We start from the raw sequence: 19262 nt of genomic DNA, 5'->3' as shown, positions 1-19262 counted from the left end.
TGCCCGGCGTCGCTCTCCGTTCATCCGACCTGCGCGCCACCTTCCCTTACAATCGGTCGATATGTCCCCGTAAAGGAAGACCCGATGGCATCCGCCCCGGTAGCACGACGCGTCGATCGCACCCTCCGCCTGCTAGGTGGAATCGTCCTCGCCGTCTGTGGCCTGGGCCTCGCGCTGTCGGCCTCGGCCAGTGGCACCGATGCCCAGCGTGCCCGATTCCGGCAGGCCTACGCCGTGGCGCAGCAGGGCGGCGATGCATGGCGGGCGCAGGCCACCGGCCTCGAGGGCTACGTGCTGTTTCCTTACCTCGAAGCGGCGGCGCTGGAACACGACCTGCGCACGCTGGACCGCGCGCCGGTAGACGCCTATCTGGCGCGATACCCCGGCATGATTCCCGCCGCCGACCTGCGCAAGGATTATCTCGGCGAGCTGGCGCGGCGCAAGGACTGGACCACGTTCAGCGCGATGTACCAGCCCGGCCTTGGCGACGCACTGGCCTGCTTCGACCTTCAGGCGAAACTATCGCGCGGCGAGCCGCTGGTCTTTGAACGCGACATCGCGGAACTGTGGAAGAAGGCCAGCCTGCCGAATGCCTGCGACCCGGTCGTGTCCGCGGCCCACGATCAGGGACTGCTGACTCCCGAACGTTTGTGGGCGCGTATCCAGGTCGCCGCGGATGCCGGCAAGGGCGGCACGGTCGCCTCGTTGGCGCCCTGGTTGCCCGCCGACGACGCGGTGGCCGCCCAGCGCATCGCCCAGGCCCTCAACGATCCAACCGGCGCCCTGCGCGATGCCGCGAACTGGCCCGACACGCCACGTCACCGCCAGGCCGTGACCCTGGCGCTGCAGCGCATGGCGCGCAAACAGTCGACAGTCGCCGACAGCGCCTGGAACGCCTTGTCTTCGCGGTTCACGCTCAGCGAGCAGCAGCGCGGCGCCATCGAGAATGCGCTGGCGCTGTTCCATGCGACGGATTTCGACGAATCCGCACTCGACCGCCTTGCCGCCCTGCCGTCCAGCGCGCAGACCGATGCGACCCGCGAGTGGCGCGTCCGCGTGGCACTCGCCCGCCAGGACTGGACGGCGGCACTGGCGGCGCTGGAGGCACTTGGGGAATCCCAGAAGGACGACGGCGAATGGCGTTACTTCCGCGCCCTGGTGCTCGGCAAGCTCGGCAGGCAGGCCGAAGCGAAGGCGCTGTACCAGTCGGTTTCCCAGGAAGCGACGTACTTCGGCTTCCTCGCCGCGGATCGCATCGACACGGCCTACGCCATCTGCCCCGCGACCATGGCGACCGACGAGCGCCGGGAAGCCGCGCTGCTCGCCGAACCTGGCCTCGATCGTGCCTTCGAACTCTATGCCGTTGGCCTGCAGAAGCAGGGACGGCGCGAATGGACAGCCGCGCTCGCCGGCCGCGACGCCGACACCCAGCGTCTCGCCGCCGACCTCGCCTTCCGCAAGGGCTGGTACGACCGTGCCGTCTTCGGCCTGTCCTCCGGTGACGCGCTGCGCCTGTACGAACAGCGTTTCCCACTCGCCCGTCAGGACGGCATCGTCGAGCAGGCCAGCCAGGCGGGTATCGAAGCGCCCTGGGCTTACGCGATCGTGCGCGCCGAAAGCGCCTGGATGACCGACGCGCGCTCCGGTGCCGACGCACGCGGACTGATGCAGCTGCTTCCCGGCACCGCCTCGCTCGTGGCAAAACGCAACGGCCTCGCCTGGGCCGGTGGCGACAGCCTGTACGACCCGAGCACGAACATCGTGCTCGGCACGCGCTATCTGGCCCAGATGGCGGCGCGCTACAACGGCGCGCCGTGGCTCGCCAGTGCGGCTTACAACGCCGGACCGAACAAGGTGGACCAGTGGCTGACCGCTCGCGGCACGCTCGATCCCGACCTGTTCGTCGTCAGCATTCCCTATAAGGAAACCCGCGAATACGTCGCACGGGTCATGGCCTTCGCCGTGATCTACGACTGGCGGCTGACCGGCAATGCCCTGCCGATCACCTCGCGCATGACCCGTATCGGCAGCGCGTACTCGCTGCCGTCGCCGGGCGCCGTGCGCAAGCCGGTGTCGTGCCCGGCACCCGCCGCGGCCGTCGCCCGCACCGCACGCGACACCGCCCCCGCGACCCCGGCCGCCATGCAGCCGGCGCCCGCCGCAGCGTCCTCGGCCCCCGCCTCACAGGACGCGCAGCCATGATCCGCTTGGCGCCGGGCGCTCGTGGGCCTAGGCTGGCGCCATGAAAACCCAACGGATCGTGATTCTCGGTGGCACCGGCTTTGTCGGCGGCACGCTCATTCCGCGACTGGCCGCGGACGGGCATGAACTGATCCTGCTCTCGCGCAATCGCCAGGGCCGCCGGCACAGCGTCGTCGGTCGGAACGTCACCGTCGTCACCGCGGATGTCTACGACCCGGCCACGCTGCGCCGCCTCATCACCGGCGCCGACGCGGTCATCAACCTCGTCGGTATTCTCAACGAAAGCGGGCGCAACACGTTCGAGCGCGCGCACGTCGGATTGACGCGCCTGCTGATCGAAGCCTGCCGCGACACGGGCGTGCATCGCTTCCACCAGATGAGCTCGCTGAAGGCCGGACAAGGCCTGTCGTCCTACCTGCGCACGCGCGGCGAGGCCGAGGCCCTGGTCAAGGCGTCGACGCTGGACTGGACCATCTACCAGCCAAGCACGATCTTCGGGCCGAACGACGGCCTGGTCTCGCGCTTCGACAGCCTGCTGGCCTTCGCACCGGCGATGCCCCTGCCGCGACCCAACGCGAAGATCGCACCGGTCTATGTCGGCGATGTGGTCGAGGCGATCGCCCGCGCGGTGGCCGACCCGACGATCTCCGTCCTGCGCACATTCGAGCTCTACGGCCGCGAAACCTGGTCGCTCATCGACGTCGTACGCGCCATTCGCGACGCGCGCGGTCGTCGGCGCTGGATCCTCCCCATGCCCGATGCACTCGGCCGCCTGCAAGCGCACGTCGCGCAGTTCGTTCCGGGAAAGCCGTTCACGCCGGACAACTTCCGCACACTCCGCACCGACTCGGTCGGCAAGGTCGACGGGCTCGCCCAACTCGGCATCGTGCCGCAATCGTTTTCCGCCTGGCTGCCAAGACTGCTCGGCAAGCCCGTCCGCCAGCGTCGGCTCGACGAAGCCCGCGCGCGACGCCGCCCCTGACCCCACGCATGCACATCTATCTCGTTGGCGGCGCTGTCCGCGACCAGCTGTTGGGCCGTCCCGTGGTCGATCGCGACTGGGTGGTCGTCGGCGCGACACCGGAAGACATGCTTGCGGCCGGCTACAAGGCCGTAGGCAAGGATTTCCCCGTCTTTCTCCACGGCGACACCAAGGAGGAATACGCGCTCGCCCGGACCGAACGCAAGACCGGCCGTGGCTATCATGGCTTCGCGTTTCATGCCGATCCGGGCGTGACGGTCGAGCAGGATCTGGAGCGCCGCGACCTGACGATCAACGCGATCGCCCAGCGCGAGGACGGCACCCTGGTCGATCCCTTCGGCGGCGTCGCCGATATCGCCTCGCGCACGCTTCGCCATGTATCGCACGCCTTCGTCGAAGATCCCGTGCGCCTGCTACGCGTCGCGCGTTTCGCCGCCCGCTACGCGCCGATGGGATTTCGCGTGGCCGATGAAACGATGGCGCTGATGCGCCGCATGGTCGACGACGGCGAGATCGACCATCTCGTTCCCGAACGGGTTTGGGCGGAAACGCGTAAGGCCCTGGCTGAGCCGGCGCCGGCCGTGTTCCTGCGCGTGCTTCGCGAAAGCGGCGCACTGCGCGTGCTCTTTCCCGAAGTGGACGCGCTGTATGGCGTGCCACAGCGACCCGAATTCCATCCGGAGATCGATACCGGGATCCACGTCGAGCTGGTGCTCGATGCCGCCGCGAGACTGGCTCCGGGCAACGCGCTGGTGGGCTGGTGTGCGCTCACCCACGACCTGGGCAAGGCGCTCACACCCGCCGACGTCCTGCCGCGGCACATCATGCATGAGCAACGCGGTATCGAACCCGTGCGCGCGATCTCCGCACGACTCAAGGTGCCGGTGGAATACGCCGCGATGGCCGAGTTGGTCTGCAAGCACCACCTCAACGCGCACATGGCCTTCGAACTGAAGCCGACGACGATCCTGCGCCTGCTCGACGCGCTGGGATCGCTACGTCGGCCCGAGCGACTCGAAACCTTCCTGCTCGCCTGCATGGCGGACAAGCAAGGGCGCCTGGGCAGCGAAGACGCGCCCTATCCGCAGGCCGATTTTCTCCGTGCCTGCCGCGACGCGGCCGCAGCGATCACCGCGCAGCGGTTCGTCGAACAAGGGCTGCATGGCCCGGCGATCGGCGAGGCGATGAAGAAAGCGCAGGCGCAAGCCATTGCGTCGGTGCCGAAACACGGCGCCTGATTCCGCAACGGCGGTGACGCTTTCTGTGGGAGCCGATTCATCGGCGATGCCGCGGCAGCGACAGCGGCCCCCACAACCATCCATTACAACCGCGAGCCCTGGTCGGCGGCGAGGATGCCCTCGGGCAAGGCCGAGGCCTCGATCCCCTTGGCGAACAACATCAGCTGGAAGCGCTCGCCCATCTGCTCGGGCAAGGTGAGCTTCTTCACTTCCTGGGCCAGCCGGTATCGCGCTGCTTCGTCGGTCAGCATCAGGTAGTCGTTCTCGAAAAACTCCTGCATGCCTGCGGCAATGAGGAACGGCGCCTGCGGCATGTAGGCGGCGACGCCAAAGCCCGCGTTGTTGCCCGCTTCGGCAAGGCCGGTGAAATCGACCGACGCCGTGAGGTCCTGCAAGCCAGGCAAGTGGAACATATCGTCGTGCATGCGATGCCGATAGAACGCACGCAGGGTGCCGTCCGTCCGCTCCGGCAGGTAGAACTCGCCACGCGTGTAGCCGTAGTCGGCGAACAGCATCGCACCGCGACGGAGCGAGCCGGCGACCGCCTGCATCCAGTACGGCAACTGCGGCAGGATCTCCGTGCGATAGCCGTTGGGGAAATCACGACCGAGATCGCGCTCGACATGGCGTACGGCGCCACTGACCAGGGCATCGGCCGGGCGATCCGTGCGGTGGAAGCGGCGATCGCCGTCGAGGACCACGTATTCCTCGTAGACCTCGCCATCGCGCACCGTGAAGCGGGTGGTCGGCAAGGCGTCGATCACTTCGTTGGCGAAGAGCACGCCGTCCCACTCTTCTTCGGGCGGACCATCGAGCCATACCGCGCGGGCGAACAGCGCCGCCGGCAAGGCCGCGTGCAGCCGCTCGCGCTGACGCTCGCGCAGGTCCGCACTGGGTTCGAGGATCATGAAGCGGCGCGGCAGGCGTCCCGCCGCGTCGAGGGCCAGCAGGGCGGCTTCGGCGAAGGCGCCGCTACCGCCGCCCAGCTCGAGGAAATCGGCGTCGGCACCCAGCGAGGCAAGCACCGGTTCGAAGGCGCGCACCACGCACCGGGCGAACAGCGTACCGATCTCCGGCGCGGTGACGAAATCGCCCTCCGCACCGAACTTGGCCTTGCCCGCGCTGTAATAGCCGAGGCCCGGCGTATACAGGCAGCGCTCCATGAAGCGCGAAAAGGGCATGGGACCGTGGGAAGCGATCTCTTCGCGCAGCAGGGCGCAGAGATGTTCGGAGTGGGCGCGCTCGTCGGCGCCGGGTTCGGGAAGCTTGGCGTTCATGCCATCAGGATAACGGATGCCGCGCCCCCGTTCAGGGGCGCGGCATCGGGGTCGATCAGAAATCCTGCTGCAACGACAGGAAGACGCCACGGCGCGGACCGAACTGCGGCGCGCCGACGCCGATACCGGAACCGTCGCGGATCTCGTAAGTGCGGTCCAGCGCATTGACCAGGGCCAGCTGGGCGTGGGTCTTGCCCATGCTGGTCAGGTCGAAGTCGTGCGCCACACTGAGGTTGAGCTGGAAGTAGTTCGGCAGGGTATCGCCGTTGGGCACCGCGCCGTCGCGACGCAGGCCCGACCCGAACAGGTAGTCCGCACCGACGCGCGTACCCTCGGAGAAGGCATAGCTGATGCCGCCTGACGAGGTGTACTTCTGGTCGTGATCGAGGTGGATGTAGTTGTCGTAGATGTAGGCCAGGTCGTCCGGCTTGAAGTTGTACTGGCCCGTGATGATCCGCTTGCCCACCGAACGGTTGTACGCGAAGTTGAAGTACGCCGTGAGCGCGCCGTCGGTGTAGTTCACCGTCAGCTCGTCACCCTTGATCCGGCCCTGGTTGTAGTTGAAGGTCGAATACACCAGCGCCGTGCCGAACTGCCCTTCGTCCTGGATGCGCGAGACGCGGCGGTAGTAGCTGTCCAGGCCCACGGTCCACTTGTCGCCGATCTTCTGCGAGATGCCGACATCGTAGTAGCTGGAGCGCTCGGCCAGCGGCGTATCGTCGCCGTTGTCCGGCAGGGCGTTGGTCGTGCCGGCGAACTTCGCGATCGAGGTCGGGCTGATCTGCTCGCTCGCCGGCGGGGTGAAGTAGCGCGAGTAGCCGGCGTGGATCGTCGTGCTGTCGGTAGGCTGGTAGACCAGGCCGACGCGCGGGCTGAGCTGGCTCTCGGTGCGGAACGCCTCGTAGCGGTCGCCACGTACACCGTAGTTCACCGTCCACTTGTCGCCGATGCTCCACTCGTCCTGCAGGTACACCGCGTAGGTGCGGGCGAGAATGCGGCTGGAGTCGACGATGTTGAGCGGCGTGGTCGAGGTCTGGTTGCCGGCGTCATCGGCCGGGAACACCAGGGCGTCGTTGCTGGCCGAGGCACGTTCGAACGAGCCGTAGAAGCCGTACCGCAGCGTGTGGTTGTCGCCCAGCGGCGTGGAGAAATCGGCCTGCAGCGTGGAGGCGCGGTTGGCGCGACGCACGTCCGAGGCGACGCCGTTGAACATCAGGTCGCCGATATCGTCCGGGCTGAAGTCGAGGCCGCTGTAACGCTGCCCCGCCGACACCTGGTACGCGGTCGAACCCATCTTTCCCTGCAAGCTCAGGATGCCGAAGCGCGTCTTCTCCTGCTGGCGTTCGTTGAGCTGCGCCGAGTCGAAGTTGGTCACGTCGAGGTAACCGAAGGCTGGCGTCTGGCCCGGGTTGTTCGGAATCTGGAAGCGGTTGTTGGTCACGCCGAACATGAAGCTCAGGCGGGTGTCGTTGTTGATCAGGTACGACACATCGCCGAACGCCTTCACCTGGTTGGTGTGGTCGTGGATCGGCTTGCGGCTGGCCGTCGGGTTTTCGATACCGACGTCGTTCTCGAGATAGTTGGCCGTGAGGAACCAGCTCCAGTCGCCGGACTTGCCGAACAGCGTGGCGTTCGGATTCACCGTGCCGAACTGGCCGCCGGTGATGCCGACGCTTCCGCCCTCGCCGTCTTTCGGCGTGCGCGTGGTGATGTCGACGATGGCCGCGGTGCGCTCGCCGTACTGCGCGGGGAGCGCGCCGGTGAGCAGCTTCACGTTGTCGATCATGCGAGCGTCGAGCGTCTGGCCGAAGCCGCCGATGCTTTCCGGGATGAGCACGCCGTTGATGCGGTACTGCAGGTTGGCATGGTCGCCGCGCACGTGCAGCTGGCCATAGGAATCCTGGACGACGCCGGGCGCCTGCAGGACGACCTGGTTGAGGGGGGTGGAATCGCCCAGCGGCAGGGCCTGGATCGTCTGCCTGTCCATGACGTACTGGCTGCTGCCGGTGTCCGGCGAAAGGCTGTTGCGTGCCTCGTCGAGCCGGGCGGTGACATCGACCTCACCCAGGTTCGTCGCCTTCTGCGGGTTGGTGGTGTCGGTGTCGTCGGCGAACGCGGGAGCGGCGGACAGGGCAAGGGCGATGCAGAGCGCGAGGCGTGCGGGGGTCATCGGGGGACTCTTCTTCGGGTGGAGATGTTATAACGTATCATAACGAAGTCGGAGGATGGGGGAAATCCGCCGGAAGTCACTATCTGCCCGAGCGGTTTCACGGTCCTTTCGCTTCATGGCGGACTCACGTGGGCCACGCGACGATGGCTCTCATCGCATGCGCGGAGAGACCGATGGCCAAAAAGGACGCTTCTACTTCCACCTCGAAGGAAATCGTTCCCATCTCGGCCGACCGTGGCGAGAGCCCGGTGGCCAAGGCGATCCTCGAGTTCGTCAGTCGTATTCCCGAGAGCGACGTGCCACGGGTCAAGGGTGATGCCGCTGAGGAATGCCGCCGGCTGGCCGCATCCGCCGCGCAAAAGGCCGCGATCACGGCGGGCTCCCTCGCCCTGCCCCCGGGTCCGCTCGGCTGGCTGACGGTGCTGCCCGAGCTCGTCGCCATCTGGCGTATCCAGGGCCAACTGGTCAGCGACATCGCCGCGGCCTACGGCAAGACGCCGAAGCTGGGTCGCGAACAGATGCTCTGGTGCCTGTTTCGCCACACCGCCGCACAGGCCTTCCGCGATGTGGCCATTCGCGTCGGCGATCGTCTCGTCTTCCGTACCACGGCCACCAGCGTGTTGCAGCGCCTGGCCGGGCGTATCGGCGTGAGCGTGTCCAAGCGCGCTGTCGGCAAGGGCATCTCACGCTGGCTACCGGTCGTCGGCGCCCTCGGCGTCGGCGCGTACGCCTACTACGACACCGGCCAGGTCGCCAAAACCGCCATCGATCTTTTCAGCGGCGAAGTCAACATCGACGACGATCCCGATGGCAGCGAGCCCGGCAAGAAAACCCGCGCACGTGCGGCGACGGACACGACTTCGACGACAGCCACTGCTGGGGCTGGAGGTGGAGCTGGAACCGAAACCGGAACCGGAGCCAGAACCAGAACCGGAGCTGGGGCCGAGAGAGGATCGCCCGCCAGAGGCAACCAGGCACGCTCGAGGACGCGCTCGGCAGGAACGCGCCCCGCCGGCGATAGCACCGCCCCAGAAACAGGCAGGGGCAAGGCTACAGCTGCCCGCAAACCCGGTACCGCAGCCCGCAAGCCACGCACTCCCCCTGTGGGAGCCGGCTCCGCCGGCGATAAAGCCACCCCGAAGACGGCAACCCGCAAGACCACCCCCGCCGCCACTCGAAAACGCGCCACCACAAAGAAACCAGTGGCCCGAAAGTCCGCCACCACCAAGGTCACGACAGCGTCCCGCCCGGCAGCCAAGAAAGCCACGAAAACGACGACCGCCCGCCGGATACCCACCAGGAAGCCGGCGGCCCGCAAGCCGAAAGCCGCGACGTGACGCGCGCGCCTATTTGCGGCAAGCTCCCGTCGGATTGAACAGGGAGTCGCGATGAACAAGCAGCCGGTCGTTCTGGTCACCGGTGGCGCACGCCGTGTCGGTGCCGCCATCGTGAGGCACTTGCATGCGGCAGGCTCTAGCGTCGCGATCCACTATCGAAGCTCGGCCGACGAAGCCGAGTCCCTCGCGCGGGAACTCAACGTCGCGCGTGCGAACAGTGCCGCCACGTTCGCCGGATCGCTCGAAGACGATGCCACGCCCGGCGCACTCGTCGACGCGGTCCTCGCGCATTTCGGGCGGCTCGACGGCCTCGTCAACAACGCGTCCGCGTTCTACCCCACACCGATCGGCGAAACCACTTCCGCGCATTGGAACGACCTCTTCGCCGCGAACGCGCGCGCGCCTTTCTTCCTCGCCCAGGCAGCGGCACCGGCGCTACGCGAGGCTCAGGGTGCGATCGTCAACATCGTCGATATCTACGCCGAACGCCCGCTTGCCGGACACGTGGTGTATTCGATGGCGAAGGCAGCGCTCGTCATGTTGACCCAGGCGCTGGCCAAGGATCTCGCTCCGGATGTGCGCGTCAACGCCGTGGCACCCGGCGCGATCCTCTGGCCCGCCTCCGGCAAGCCGGAAGAAGCCGCCGAGGCGCTGATCGCGAAGACGCCGCTAGCTCGCAAGGGCGAGCCAGCCGACGTCGCCGAAGCGGTACGCTGGCTGATGCTGGATGCGCATTACACGACGGGACAGGTGATTCGCGTGGATGGTGGCCGGGCGTTGAATATTTGAAGCTTCGCGCCTGCGTGGATCTGGCGAGATTCGGCATGCTCTACGCGAACGGCGGAGCCTGGAACGGGCACCAAGTCATACCCGACATGCCACCCTTCGATGCATATACCTACCTCTGGTGGCTGGATCGACTCGATGATGTTGTGTGGACCGACGGCTGGGTCGGCCAGTTCGTGATTGTCGGAGACACGTCAACTGAGCCAAGCGATTACTGCCTCTTCGTTCCTGGCAGCGATAGCGTAGAAAGCGCAAAGCGCGCGAAGATGGTCCGCGATGTAGCGACGGCCGTTGTCGCCCTCGTCGAGCCACCCACCCGGATAGATATCTGCTTCATCCAGGCGCGATAGATCCATGGCAGCGACGATCGCATCGGAGTCGATGGAACGCAGCTCCTCCGCGATAGCGTTTACTGTCGTGGGATCGACGCATCGCGCGGGGCCATACCCGAGGTCATCGCCGAAGGGTTCTCCGCCGAAGACGACCTGCGAGAGAATTCCGTCGTTGGGCCATGGCTGGCCATTCAATACGAAATGGATCGCATGCCAGGTCTTTTCGACATTCAACACATGATCGGCGTCCAGGCCAGAAGAATGGAATAGACGTTCGGCCGACGCCGCATCGGTCATCGCATGGTGTGCGGTTACTGGGGATACCCGGCAAAAGATGCCGATCATCGACATGAGTCATTCTCCATGAGGAGCCTCGTCGCAAATCGCAACGAGGGCTGGAAGCACAGTGGCCAGGGAAATCTCGGCCTCTCGTAGCGATAGCTCGAGCAGTTGCGGTGTGTACGCCCGCATGTAAAAGGAAGCGAGTCCAAGTTGCGCCAACGGTGTAAACAGGGATCCCGATTCAAAATTTCGCTTCAAACCAGCGTCAATGCTGACAAAATCGACGTCAGGCATCACCAGCACTTTGGTGACAGTCGGAAACGGTATTCGCTTGTCGGTAAAGATATCGATCCCTATGTACGAGCCCATGCCTGTTTCACTGGATCGATGGAAAAGAAAGTCCATGCCGAACGCACTCTTCCGCGATTGAAATCCGAACGGAGCGGCAACGGCATGGATACGCCGCGCGATCGCCTGGGTGTCGACAGCTGCGACGATACCCTCGGCGATGCCGAGATTCGTGGCATGTCGCTGCATCATCATGTTCATAACGTCCGGGGAAGGCGTCAGGCGTTCTCGCTCTCGACTGTATCCCCATAGCCAGGGCACCGTGTTGATCACCTCTTCGACGCGCGGTTCCCGCACGCCAGGTTGGATCTGGTCGTATGTCACGCCGACCGAGGCTAGCCGGTTCGTGATGGACACGTCCGATATCCCGTACTTCCGCCGTACATCACCCGTCGCGACCACGGCGGAACCGAGCCGCCATCGACAGACTTCAGCCATGAATCGGAGCCACTCCGGAATCTCACTTCCTGCTGGGAGGCCGACTCCACCGAGACGGATGTCGAACAGTTCGAATCCTTGTTCCAACAGGACGCCCGGGGCATAAGTGAGACACTTGGACAGCTCACCGAATCGTGCGAGCTGGGCCTCGGGTATTGACGCATTCTTTTCCAGAGAGGTCATGCACTTCAGATTTCTAGTGGATAGGAGCGGGATCCGCCGTTTGGTAGGTAATTACACCGCGCCAATTTTCATCCGGACATCTCGCCTGATCGAGTCATCTCGCCATCGTACCGCGAGACTTGTTGATACCCGGCAGCGGCCGCCCTTTCGTTGGCCGGCTTCATCTCGAAAATGCTCCACGCCTCGCTTGAATTCCTTCCTATCATGACGTCGATACGAAGACGCCCTCCATCCGCTGTTTCGAACGAATGCTCGATCTTCACTTCGTACCCATTGAGTACGCCGGAAGCCAGCAAGTCACCCTCGATCACCTTGTGTGCGGCCTGCCCACGCCACAACGATTTCAGCCATGAAGCCACTCGTGAATATGCGCACTCTTCGGCGTCCAGTTGGACGGAGGAAAGCACGCCGCCACTTTCGCAGATGCTTCTTACCATCGACGATCGTCACTGGGGCCGCTATGGCTGCCGCCGAGTCGCCGCACAGGTTCGGCAGGATGGCGAGCCAGCCGACGTCGCCGAAGCGGTGCGTTGGTTGCTGCTGGATGCGAGCTACACGACGGGACAGGTGATTCGCGTGGATGGTGGCCGGGCGTTGAATATTTGAAGCTTCGCGCCTTTGGCGCGAATCGCCGCTGAAGCGGCTCCCACAGTTTGAAGTCGCTCTTGCCAGGTCTGTCAAGAAAGAAGGCCCCGACGTGAGTCGAGGCCTTCTACATTTTCAGCCGTGCCGAATCTTTGGCAGAGTCGTTGCGATTCAGTTCTTCGGGCGGAACGCCGATTCGATCAGGGCGCGATCGAAACCCTGGCCCGGGTCGCCATCTTCGGCGTAGCGATAGAGCGCGGCGGAGTAGACGCCGTGCATCGCGGTCTGGAACAGGCTGAGGGCGACCAGGCCGATCACGGCGGCGGCGCCGACGACGAACATCAAGGCGACGGAATGCGTGGCGACGGCGCCGACGAAGAGCATCCCGCTGATCACGATCAGGCCGAATGTCAGCAGGCCGCCGGCGACGCCGATGCCCGCGTTGCCGATCAGGTTCTCGCCCCAGGTGGTGCGCAGAAGCGACGCGCTGCGCTTGACGGCGTCGATGGGACCGACATCCTGCGCCGCGAGGACAGGCACGACGAGGAAGGTGGCGACGGTCCAGCCGAAGCCGAGCATACCGACGACGATGCGACCGATGATGCCGAAGCGTTCCTGCAGCGCGCGCAGGATCATGCCCACCGTGGCGGCGATGAGCGCGTAGCCGATGATGTTCGGCAGCTTGCTCATGGCCAGACGGACCCCGTCACCCACCGTCGGATTGCCGCCATCGAGCCGGATCATCGCGGCCGAAGCCAGCGCGGTGTTGAAGAAAATCACCACCGTGTACTGCACGAAGTAGAACAGGAAGCTCACCAGCATGAACATCGGCGAGGCATGGCCACGCTCGCCGTCGAAACCGGCGCGATGGTGCGCGACGAGGGTGAATACCGGCCACGCGAAGGTGGCGATCACGACGAGCGAAGCCAGTCCGGCGAAGAGCGGGAAAAGCATCAACTCCTTGTCCTGGCGGAGGATGTTGGCACTCGACTTCATCAGCGCCCAACTGCGTGCGAACTTACCCATTTCCATATTCCCTGTTGGCCCCTTGGTGGAACGCGTTGTAGCACCTTGGCGAGGCGGTCGCCAGAGCCACTCGATGGCGGCACCTCGGCCGGCGGCGCTAGTGAGCGGCGTCGACGGCCCGGGTCACGGCGTCGTCGAGCGTCAGCGGCTCGCTTGCCTTGGGAAACGCGGCCCACAGCTCGGCCATGGTCCGTCCGTCGACAGGATGGCGAACGGCGGGCGCGATGTCGGCCATCGGCTTGAGCACGAACGCGTGGCGCAATTCGCCACGCGGCAGTTTCAGGTGCCCTTTGCCGCTCAGGACGAGGTCGTCGTAAAGCACGATGTCCACGTCCAGCGTTCGGGACCCATAGCGGGCACCGCCACGAATGCGACCGTGCCGGTCTTCCAGCGCGTGCAGCCAATCGTTCAGCGCCTCGGGCGCGAGGTCGCTGTCGATCGCCACGGCCAGGTTGAGGAAGTCGGGACCGTCGAAGCCGACCGCGGCACTGCGATAGACCGGCGAGACCTCGAGCTGGCCGAAACGGGCATGCAGCTCCGCCACCGCGGCGGCGAGCCAGCGGTCCGCGTCGATATTGGAGCCGAGGCTCAGGTAGGCACGGCCGGTGCCGGTCATTCCGGTCGGATACCGCGTTCGATGCGGACGCCCACCGCCCTGGCACCGCGGACGGCGCCGGGCTTGGACAGTTTCAAACGCACCCAGCTGACGCCGAACTCCTCGCGAACGATGTCGGCGCAACGTTCGGCCAGGGTCTCGACCAGCCCGTAGCTGGATGCTTCGACGAAGGACTGCAGCCGCTTGGAGATCGACTTGTAGTTGAGCGTGTCGGCGATGTCGTCGCTGGCGGCCGGCCGGCGATTGTCGAAAGCCATTTCCAGGTCGAACGACAGGGTCTGCCGGATACGGCGTTCCCAGTCGTAGATGCCGATGACCGCGTCGATGCGCAGGTCTTCGATGAAGACGATATCCATGGAGGGGGCGTGGGGCACAAAGAGGGCCTTACAGAGTCCGCGACCGCCCTGAAATACGCAAGTAAGGCGGTGCAAGCGGGGCGGCGCGAGTAGGTCGGCGCAAGCGGTAAGGCCGCGTCAGTACGGCCACCCGTGAAACTCAGGCCGCAGGCAGGCTTTCCAGGCTCCAGCGCGGATGCACTTCGATCGTGGCGTCCTGATGCTGACCGGAGGCGAGGCGGATCGCCCCGGCGAGGGCGATCATCGCCCCGTTGTCGGTGCAGAAGGCCAGGCGCGGGAAATAGACGCGGAAACCGTCCTTGGCCCCGGCCTCGGCCAACTGCTCGCGCAGCCGCTTGTTCGCGCCGACGCCGCCGGCGATCACCAGCCGCTTCGCACCCGAGGCCTCCAGGGCACGGCGGCACTTGATCGCCAGGGTATCGACGATGGCTTCTTCGAAACCCCGCGCGATGTCCGCGCGGGTCTGATCGGTCTTGTCGCTCGCGTTCCAGGCCAGCAGCACCTGGGTCTTCAGACCGGAGAAGCTGAAGTCCAGCCCGGGGCGGTCGACCATGGGGCGCGAGAAACGGAATTTACCGGGCGTGCCCTGCTCGGCCAGCTTGGCCAGTGCCGGGCCACCGGGATACGGCAGGCCCATCATCTTGGCCGTCTTGTCGAACGCTTCGCCCGCGGCGTCGTCGAGGGTGTCGCCGAGGATCCGGTACTCGCCGATCGCCTTCACCTCGACCAGCATCGAGTGGCCACCGGAGACCAGCAGGGCGACGAACGGGGTTGCCGGCGGATCGTCTTCGAGCAGCGGCGCCAGCAGGTGACCTTCCATATGATGGACACCGATGGCCGGCACCCCGAGGGCCCAGGCCATGGCGCGGGCCGCCGAGGCGCCCACGAGCAAGGCGCCGACAAGGCCGGGCCCCGCCGTATAAGCCACCCCACCGAGGTCCGCCGGGGTCAGGCCGGCCTCCTTCAGGGCCTCGCGCACCAGCGGGACCAGCTTGCGGACGTGGTCGCGACTGGCCAGCTCGGGCACCACGCCGCCGTACTGGGCGTGCAGGGCGATCTGGCTGAAAAGGGCGTGGGAAAGCAGGCCGCGGCCCGGTTTCTCGGGATCCCAGCGCAGCAGGGCCACCCCCGTCTCGTCGCAGGAGGTTTCCACGCCCAAAACAGGCTTTGAATTTTTCGAATCGATCACGTTATAATCCACGGCTCGCCCGGGTACTCCGGGTCAGTTTAATCAAGTGGAGTTTCCATGCCGAGCGTTAAAGTCCGCGAGAACGAGCCTTTCGAGCTTGCCCTCCGCCGCTTCAAGCGTACGTGCGAGAAGGCTGGCGTGCTGGCCGAAACGCGTAAGCGCGAATTTTATGAAAAGCCGACCCAGGAGCGTAAGCGCAAGCGCGCCGCTGCTGTGAAGCGTCACCTGCGCCGTCTGTCCCGCGACACGACGCGCCGGACCCGCATGTACTGATGCCCATCCCGGTCCTTCGCGACCGGGTATGGTACCTCGGCAGGCGCCTTGCGCGCTGCCCGGTGTATTCAGAGCGGAAATCCCGAGCCGGCTTTGCCGAAAGGTAAAGCCGGCTTTTCGTCGTCCCGGAGAAAGCGCATGAGCCTTAAGGCAAAGATCACCGAAGACATGAAGGCCGCCATGAAGGGCGGAGAGAAGGAGCGCCTCGCCGTGATCCGCCTGGTCCAGGCGCAGATCAAGCAGCGTGAAGTCGACGAGCGGATCGAGCTGGACGACACCCAGATCCTGGCCGTCCTGGAAAAGATGCAGAAGCAGCGCCGCGACTCCATCGAGCAGTTCGACAAGGCAGGCCGTACCGACCTGTCCACGATCGAGCGCTACGAGATGGGCGTGATCGACGGCTACCTGCCGACCAAGCTGGACGAGGCCGAGCTGGACGCGATCATCGCCGCCGCCATCGCCGAATCGGGTGCCACCACGGCACGCGACATGGGCAAGGTGGTCGCCCTGATCAAGGAAAAGGCCGCCGGTCGCGCGGACATGGCTGCCGTGGCGGGTAAGGTCAAAGCCAGGCTGGCTTAAGCGGACTCGGAGTGCCGGCTTCCTGTGAAAGCCGACTACCGTGAAAGCCGACTACTTTGAAAGCCGCTTACGGTGAAAGCCGCTTCTTGTGGGAGCCGCTTCTTGTGGGAGCCGCTTCAGCGGCGATGGGGCGCTTACCTCATCCTGTCCCGCTGCCGCGGGATCGCCGATGAATCGGCTCCCACAATCGCCGATGAATCGGCTCCCACAAGGGCCGCTGGAGCGGCTCCCACACGTCCTCGCTATTGGCATGGGTACCGGCTTTCACAGCGGCGCCACACGCTTGTCATCATTCTCCGCCGCGCGGCTGGCGGACGTTCCTCCGGCGCAGACGGAGGAAACCCATGCTCAAGTACGCCATTATCTTCGGTCTCATCGCGCTGGTTACCGGCGCGCTGGGCTTCAGCCGTGTCTCGGGTATTGCCGCGACGATCGCCAAGGTCTGCTTCGCCATCTTCCTGATCCTGTTCGTGATCCTGGCCGTGATCGGTGTCTTCCACCTGGCATTCTGACGGACATTCGGGCTCCATTCGGACGCGGATGCGTGGCATCCTAGGCGACTGATGCGTGGCCGAATTCCCGACAATTTCATCGACGAACTGCTGACCCGCGTCGACATCGTCGACGTGATCGAGCGCCGCGTCCCGCTGAAAAAGGCGGGACGCGAATGGACCGCGTGCTGTCCGTTCCACAACGAGCGCTCGCCCTCGTTCTATGTGAGCCCGCAAAAGCAGTTCTTTCACTGCTTCGGCTGCGGCGCGCACGGCAGCGCGATCAAGTTCCTCATGGACTACGACCGCCTGGAGTTCCCGGACGCGATCGAGGAACTTGCCCAGTCCGCAGGCCTGAAGGTGCCCTACGAGGGCAACCGTGACGATAAGCCCCGCGAGGATCGCAGCGACCTCTACACCCTGCTCGACGAAGCCGCCGCCTTCTACCAGCGCGAACTGGGCAACAGCCCGGAGGCGACCTCGTACGTGGATCGCCGCGGCCTTGACGATGAGATCGTCAAACGCTTTCGCATCGGCTGGGCGCCGGCAGGCTTCGATGGCGTGATGAAGGCCCTGGGCACGAACGATCGCCGGCGCCAGTTGCTCAACGAAGCCGGCATGGTCGCCAGCAACGAGCGCGGCAACAAATACGACCGCTTCCGCGAGCGGGTGATGTTTCCGATCCTGGATCGACGCGGCCGCGTCATCGCCTTCGGCGGGCGCGTACTGTCCTCGGAGCAGAGCCCGAAGTATCTCAACTCGCCCGAGACCCCGCTCTTCCACAAGGGCAAGGAGCTGTTCGCCTTGTGGCAGGTGAAGCAGGCGAACCAGACCGTCACCCGGATCATGGTGGTCGAGGGTTACATGGACGTCATCGCCCTGCACCAGGCGGGACTGCCCATCGCGGTCGCCACGCTGGGCACCGCGACTACGCCCGAACACGCCGAGGTGCTGTTCCGTACGGCGCCCGACGTCTATTTCTGCTTCGACGGCGACCGTGCCGGCAAGGCCGCCGCGTGGCGCGCCCTGGAATCGGTGCTCCCGCGCATGCGCGACGGCCGCCAGGCCCACTTCCTGTTCCTGCCCGACGGCGAGGATCCGGACACCCTGGTGCGCAAGGAGGGCAAGGACGGCTTCGAGAAGCGCATGAAGGAGTCGATGCCGATGTCCGAGTACTTCTTCGAGGAACTGGCGAGGGATGTCGACGTCAGCCGGCTCGACGGCCGCGCCCGCCTGGCCGAACGCGCCCGGCCGCTGATCGCCAAGTTGCCTGACGGTGCCTTCCGCGACCTCATGGGCCAGGAACTGGAGCGCCGGACAGGCGCCAAGGCCGTGCTCGAGCCCGAGCCGCCGTCCCACCGGCCGAGCCAGGCGCGCCCGGCCAACGTCCAGCGCAGCCTCGTGCGCAGCGCGATCACCCTCCTCCTGGCTCAGCCCGCGCTGGCCGACGAGGTCGAGCCGCCTTATGCCTTCCTGCGTCTGGACCGTCCCGGCGTGCACCTGTTGGCCGAGCTGATCGATGTGGCGCGGTCCCGCCCGGGGATCAATCCCGCCGTGCTGGTTGAGTATTTTCTTGACCGGCCGGAATACGCCTCCCTGCAAAAGCTCATGCAGGCCGAGGCCGTCGGTGACGCCGCCATGCAACGCGTGGAGTTCCTGGATTCGCTGGCCCAGATGCAGCGCCAGGCCACGACACAACGTCGCGAGTACCTGATCGGGCGCAGCCGCGAGGGCGTGCTGGACGATACGGAAAAGGCCGAGCTGCGGGTCCTGCTGGCTGCGCGGGCCGCGCCCAGCCCGGTGGCTGGCGAATGATGCGCCGCACCGCGAGATTAACGCGATCCGTGGGATCATCCCGGCTTCGTTCCATGAAGGGACCGGCCGGGGCCGGACTTGCGCGTCGCTGATGGATTTATTGAATCACCTCGTCGATCTCTTCGGGCAAAACGGCTATGCGGCCGTTTTCCTCGCCCTGATGCTCTGCGGAGCAGGCGCACCCCTGCCGGAAGACATCACCCTGGTTGCCGGGGGCATCATCACCGGCCTCGGCTATGGCGACGTCCACACCATGGTAGGCGTGGGCATGGCCGGTGTCCTGGTCGGCGACTCCACGATGTTCCTGCTCGGCCGCCACTTCGGTGCGCGCATCCTGCGCTGGCGCTTCGTCGCCCGCCTGCTCACGCCCGAGCGCTATGCCAAAGTGCAGGAGAAGTTCGAGCGCTACGGCAATCGCATGATGTTCGTCGCCCGCTTCCTGCCGGGCATGCGCACCGCGGTCTTCATCACCGCCGGCGCCACCCACCGCGTGGGCTTCTTCCGCTTCCTGCTGCTCGACGGCCTTGCCGCGGCCATCAGCGTGCCGCTATGGGTGTACCTGGGTTACTTCGGCGCGCATAACCACGAATGGCTGGCCATGTGGATCCACCGCGGGCAAGCCGGCATCTGGCTGGCGATCGCCGGTGCGCTGATCGCGCTGGCCGCGTTGTGGTGGCGACGGAAGAAGGCCGCGCGGGACTGCTGAGCCGGCCTTGACGACGGCCCCGTGTGCCCAGTGTGCCCAGTGTGCCCT

Annotated in this window: 18 protein-coding genes and 1 pseudogene; 11 read left to right on the top strand and 8 right to left on the bottom strand. The window is 65.8% G+C overall.

Annotation, left to right across the window (positions count from 1 at the left end):
• Positions 1-84: 84 nt before the first annotated feature.
• The 3 genes from VM621_RS18090 to VM621_RS18080 are packed head-to-tail and all read left to right on the top strand — an operon-like array spanning position 85 to position 4422.
• Positions 85-2202, top strand: a complete 2118-nt coding sequence (locus VM621_RS18090) for a transglycosylase SLT domain-containing protein (RefSeq protein WP_325470356.1) — start codon at positions 85-87, stop codon at positions 2200-2202.
• Positions 2203-2242: 40 nt separating this feature from the next.
• Entirely contained in the window at positions 2243-3184 is a 942-nt protein-coding gene (locus VM621_RS18085) for a complex I NDUFA9 subunit family protein (RefSeq protein ID WP_325470355.1), read from the top strand.
• An 8-nt stretch (positions 3185-3192) separates the two neighbouring features.
• A complete protein-coding gene (locus VM621_RS18080) occupies positions 3193-4422 on the top strand; it encodes a multifunctional CCA addition/repair protein (protein ID WP_325470354.1) in 1230 nt (409 codons plus the stop codon).
• Between the two features lie 83 nt (positions 4423-4505).
• On the opposite strand, the gene VM621_RS18075 is transcribed toward VM621_RS18080, so the two are convergent.
• Positions 4506-5699 carry a class I SAM-dependent methyltransferase gene (locus VM621_RS18075; protein ID WP_325470353.1) on the bottom strand — a complete coding sequence of 398 codons (1194 nt, stop codon included), beginning with the start codon at positions 5697-5699 and terminating at the stop codon, positions 4506-4508.
• 55 nt (positions 5700-5754) lie between these two features.
• Positions 5755-7869, bottom strand: coding sequence for a TonB-dependent receptor (locus VM621_RS18070; protein ID WP_325470352.1), 2115 nt, complete (start codon positions 7867-7869; stop codon positions 5755-5757).
• Between the two features lie 128 nt (positions 7870-7997).
• On the opposite strand from VM621_RS18070, the gene VM621_RS18065 reads away from it, so the two are divergent.
• Positions 7998-9206: a hypothetical protein gene (locus tag VM621_RS18065; RefSeq protein ID WP_325470351.1), complete on the top strand. Its 1209-nt coding sequence runs from the start codon at positions 7998-8000 to the stop codon at positions 9204-9206.
• 51 nt (positions 9207-9257) lie between these two features.
• The gene (locus VM621_RS18060; RefSeq protein WP_325470350.1) at positions 9258-9995 is read left to right on the top strand and encodes a pteridine reductase; all 738 of its coding nucleotides are present in this window, start codon (positions 9258-9260) and stop codon (positions 9993-9995) included.
• 191 nt (positions 9996-10186) lie between these two features.
• On the opposite strand, the gene VM621_RS18055 is transcribed toward VM621_RS18060, so the two are convergent.
• Both VM621_RS18055 and VM621_RS18050 read right to left on the bottom strand, forming a co-directional pair.
• Positions 10187-10675 carry a YfbM family protein gene (locus VM621_RS18055; protein WP_325470349.1) on the bottom strand — a complete coding sequence of 163 codons (489 nt, stop codon included), beginning with the start codon at positions 10673-10675 and terminating at the stop codon, positions 10187-10189.
• A gap of 3 nt (positions 10676-10678) precedes the next feature.
• A complete protein-coding gene (locus VM621_RS18050) occupies positions 10679-11575 on the bottom strand; it encodes a hypothetical protein (RefSeq protein ID WP_325470348.1) in 897 nt (298 codons plus the stop codon).
• Positions 11576-12073: 498 nt separating this feature from the next.
• Between VM621_RS18050 and VM621_RS19665 the strand changes: the two are divergent.
• Positions 12074-12181, top strand: a pseudogene (locus VM621_RS19665) (pteridine reductase); the annotation flags it as partial.
• 150 nt (positions 12182-12331) lie between these two features.
• Here VM621_RS19665 and VM621_RS18040 read toward each other — a convergent pair.
• From VM621_RS18040 to tsaD, 4 genes are all read right to left on the bottom strand, one after another.
• A complete protein-coding gene (locus VM621_RS18040; RefSeq protein WP_325470346.1) occupies positions 12332-13186 on the bottom strand; it encodes a DUF6159 family protein in 855 nt (284 codons plus the stop codon).
• Positions 13187-13283: 97 nt separating this feature from the next.
• Complete coding sequence (folK, locus tag VM621_RS18035) at positions 13284-13802, bottom strand: 2-amino-4-hydroxy-6-hydroxymethyldihydropteridine diphosphokinase (RefSeq protein WP_325470345.1); 519 nt, start codon at positions 13800-13802, stop codon at positions 13284-13286.
• A complete protein-coding gene (gene folB / locus VM621_RS18030; RefSeq protein WP_325470344.1) occupies positions 13799-14158 on the bottom strand; it encodes a dihydroneopterin aldolase in 360 nt (119 codons plus the stop codon). The genes folK and folB overlap by 4 nt, the downstream gene beginning before the upstream one ends.
• Positions 14159-14297: 139 nt before the next feature.
• The gene (tsaD, locus tag VM621_RS18025; protein WP_325470343.1) at positions 14298-15347 is read right to left on the bottom strand and encodes a tRNA (adenosine(37)-N6)-threonylcarbamoyltransferase complex transferase subunit TsaD; all 1050 of its coding nucleotides are present in this window, start codon (positions 15345-15347) and stop codon (positions 14298-14300) included.
• A 57-nt stretch (positions 15348-15404) separates the two neighbouring features.
• On the opposite strand from tsaD, the gene rpsU reads away from it, so the two are divergent.
• From rpsU to VM621_RS18000, 5 genes are all read left to right on the top strand, one after another.
• Positions 15405-15620, top strand: a complete 216-nt coding sequence (rpsU, locus tag VM621_RS18020; protein WP_029213735.1) for a 30S ribosomal protein S21 — start codon at positions 15405-15407, stop codon at positions 15618-15620.
• A 138-nt stretch (positions 15621-15758) separates the two neighbouring features.
• Positions 15759-16202, top strand: coding sequence for a GatB/YqeY domain-containing protein (locus VM621_RS18015; RefSeq protein ID WP_325470342.1), 444 nt, complete (start codon positions 15759-15761; stop codon positions 16200-16202).
• A gap of 344 nt (positions 16203-16546) precedes the next feature.
• A complete protein-coding gene (locus tag VM621_RS18010; protein WP_325470341.1) occupies positions 16547-16714 on the top strand; it encodes a DUF1328 domain-containing protein in 168 nt (55 codons plus the stop codon).
• A 51-nt stretch (positions 16715-16765) separates the two neighbouring features.
• A complete protein-coding gene (dnaG, locus tag VM621_RS18005; RefSeq protein ID WP_325470340.1) occupies positions 16766-18508 on the top strand; it encodes a DNA primase in 1743 nt (580 codons plus the stop codon).
• Positions 18509-18599: 91 nt separating this feature from the next.
• On the top strand, positions 18600-19214 hold the full coding sequence (locus tag VM621_RS18000; RefSeq protein WP_325470339.1) for a DedA family protein: 615 nt from the start codon (positions 18600-18602) through the stop codon (positions 19212-19214).
• The last annotated feature ends 48 nt before the right edge of the window (positions 19215-19262 follow it).

The organism is Luteibacter sp. (assembly GCF_035539195.1).
Classification (GTDB): domain Bacteria; phylum Pseudomonadota; class Gammaproteobacteria; order Xanthomonadales; family Rhodanobacteraceae; genus Luteibacter.
This window is presented reverse-complemented; position numbering and strand designations above follow the sequence as displayed.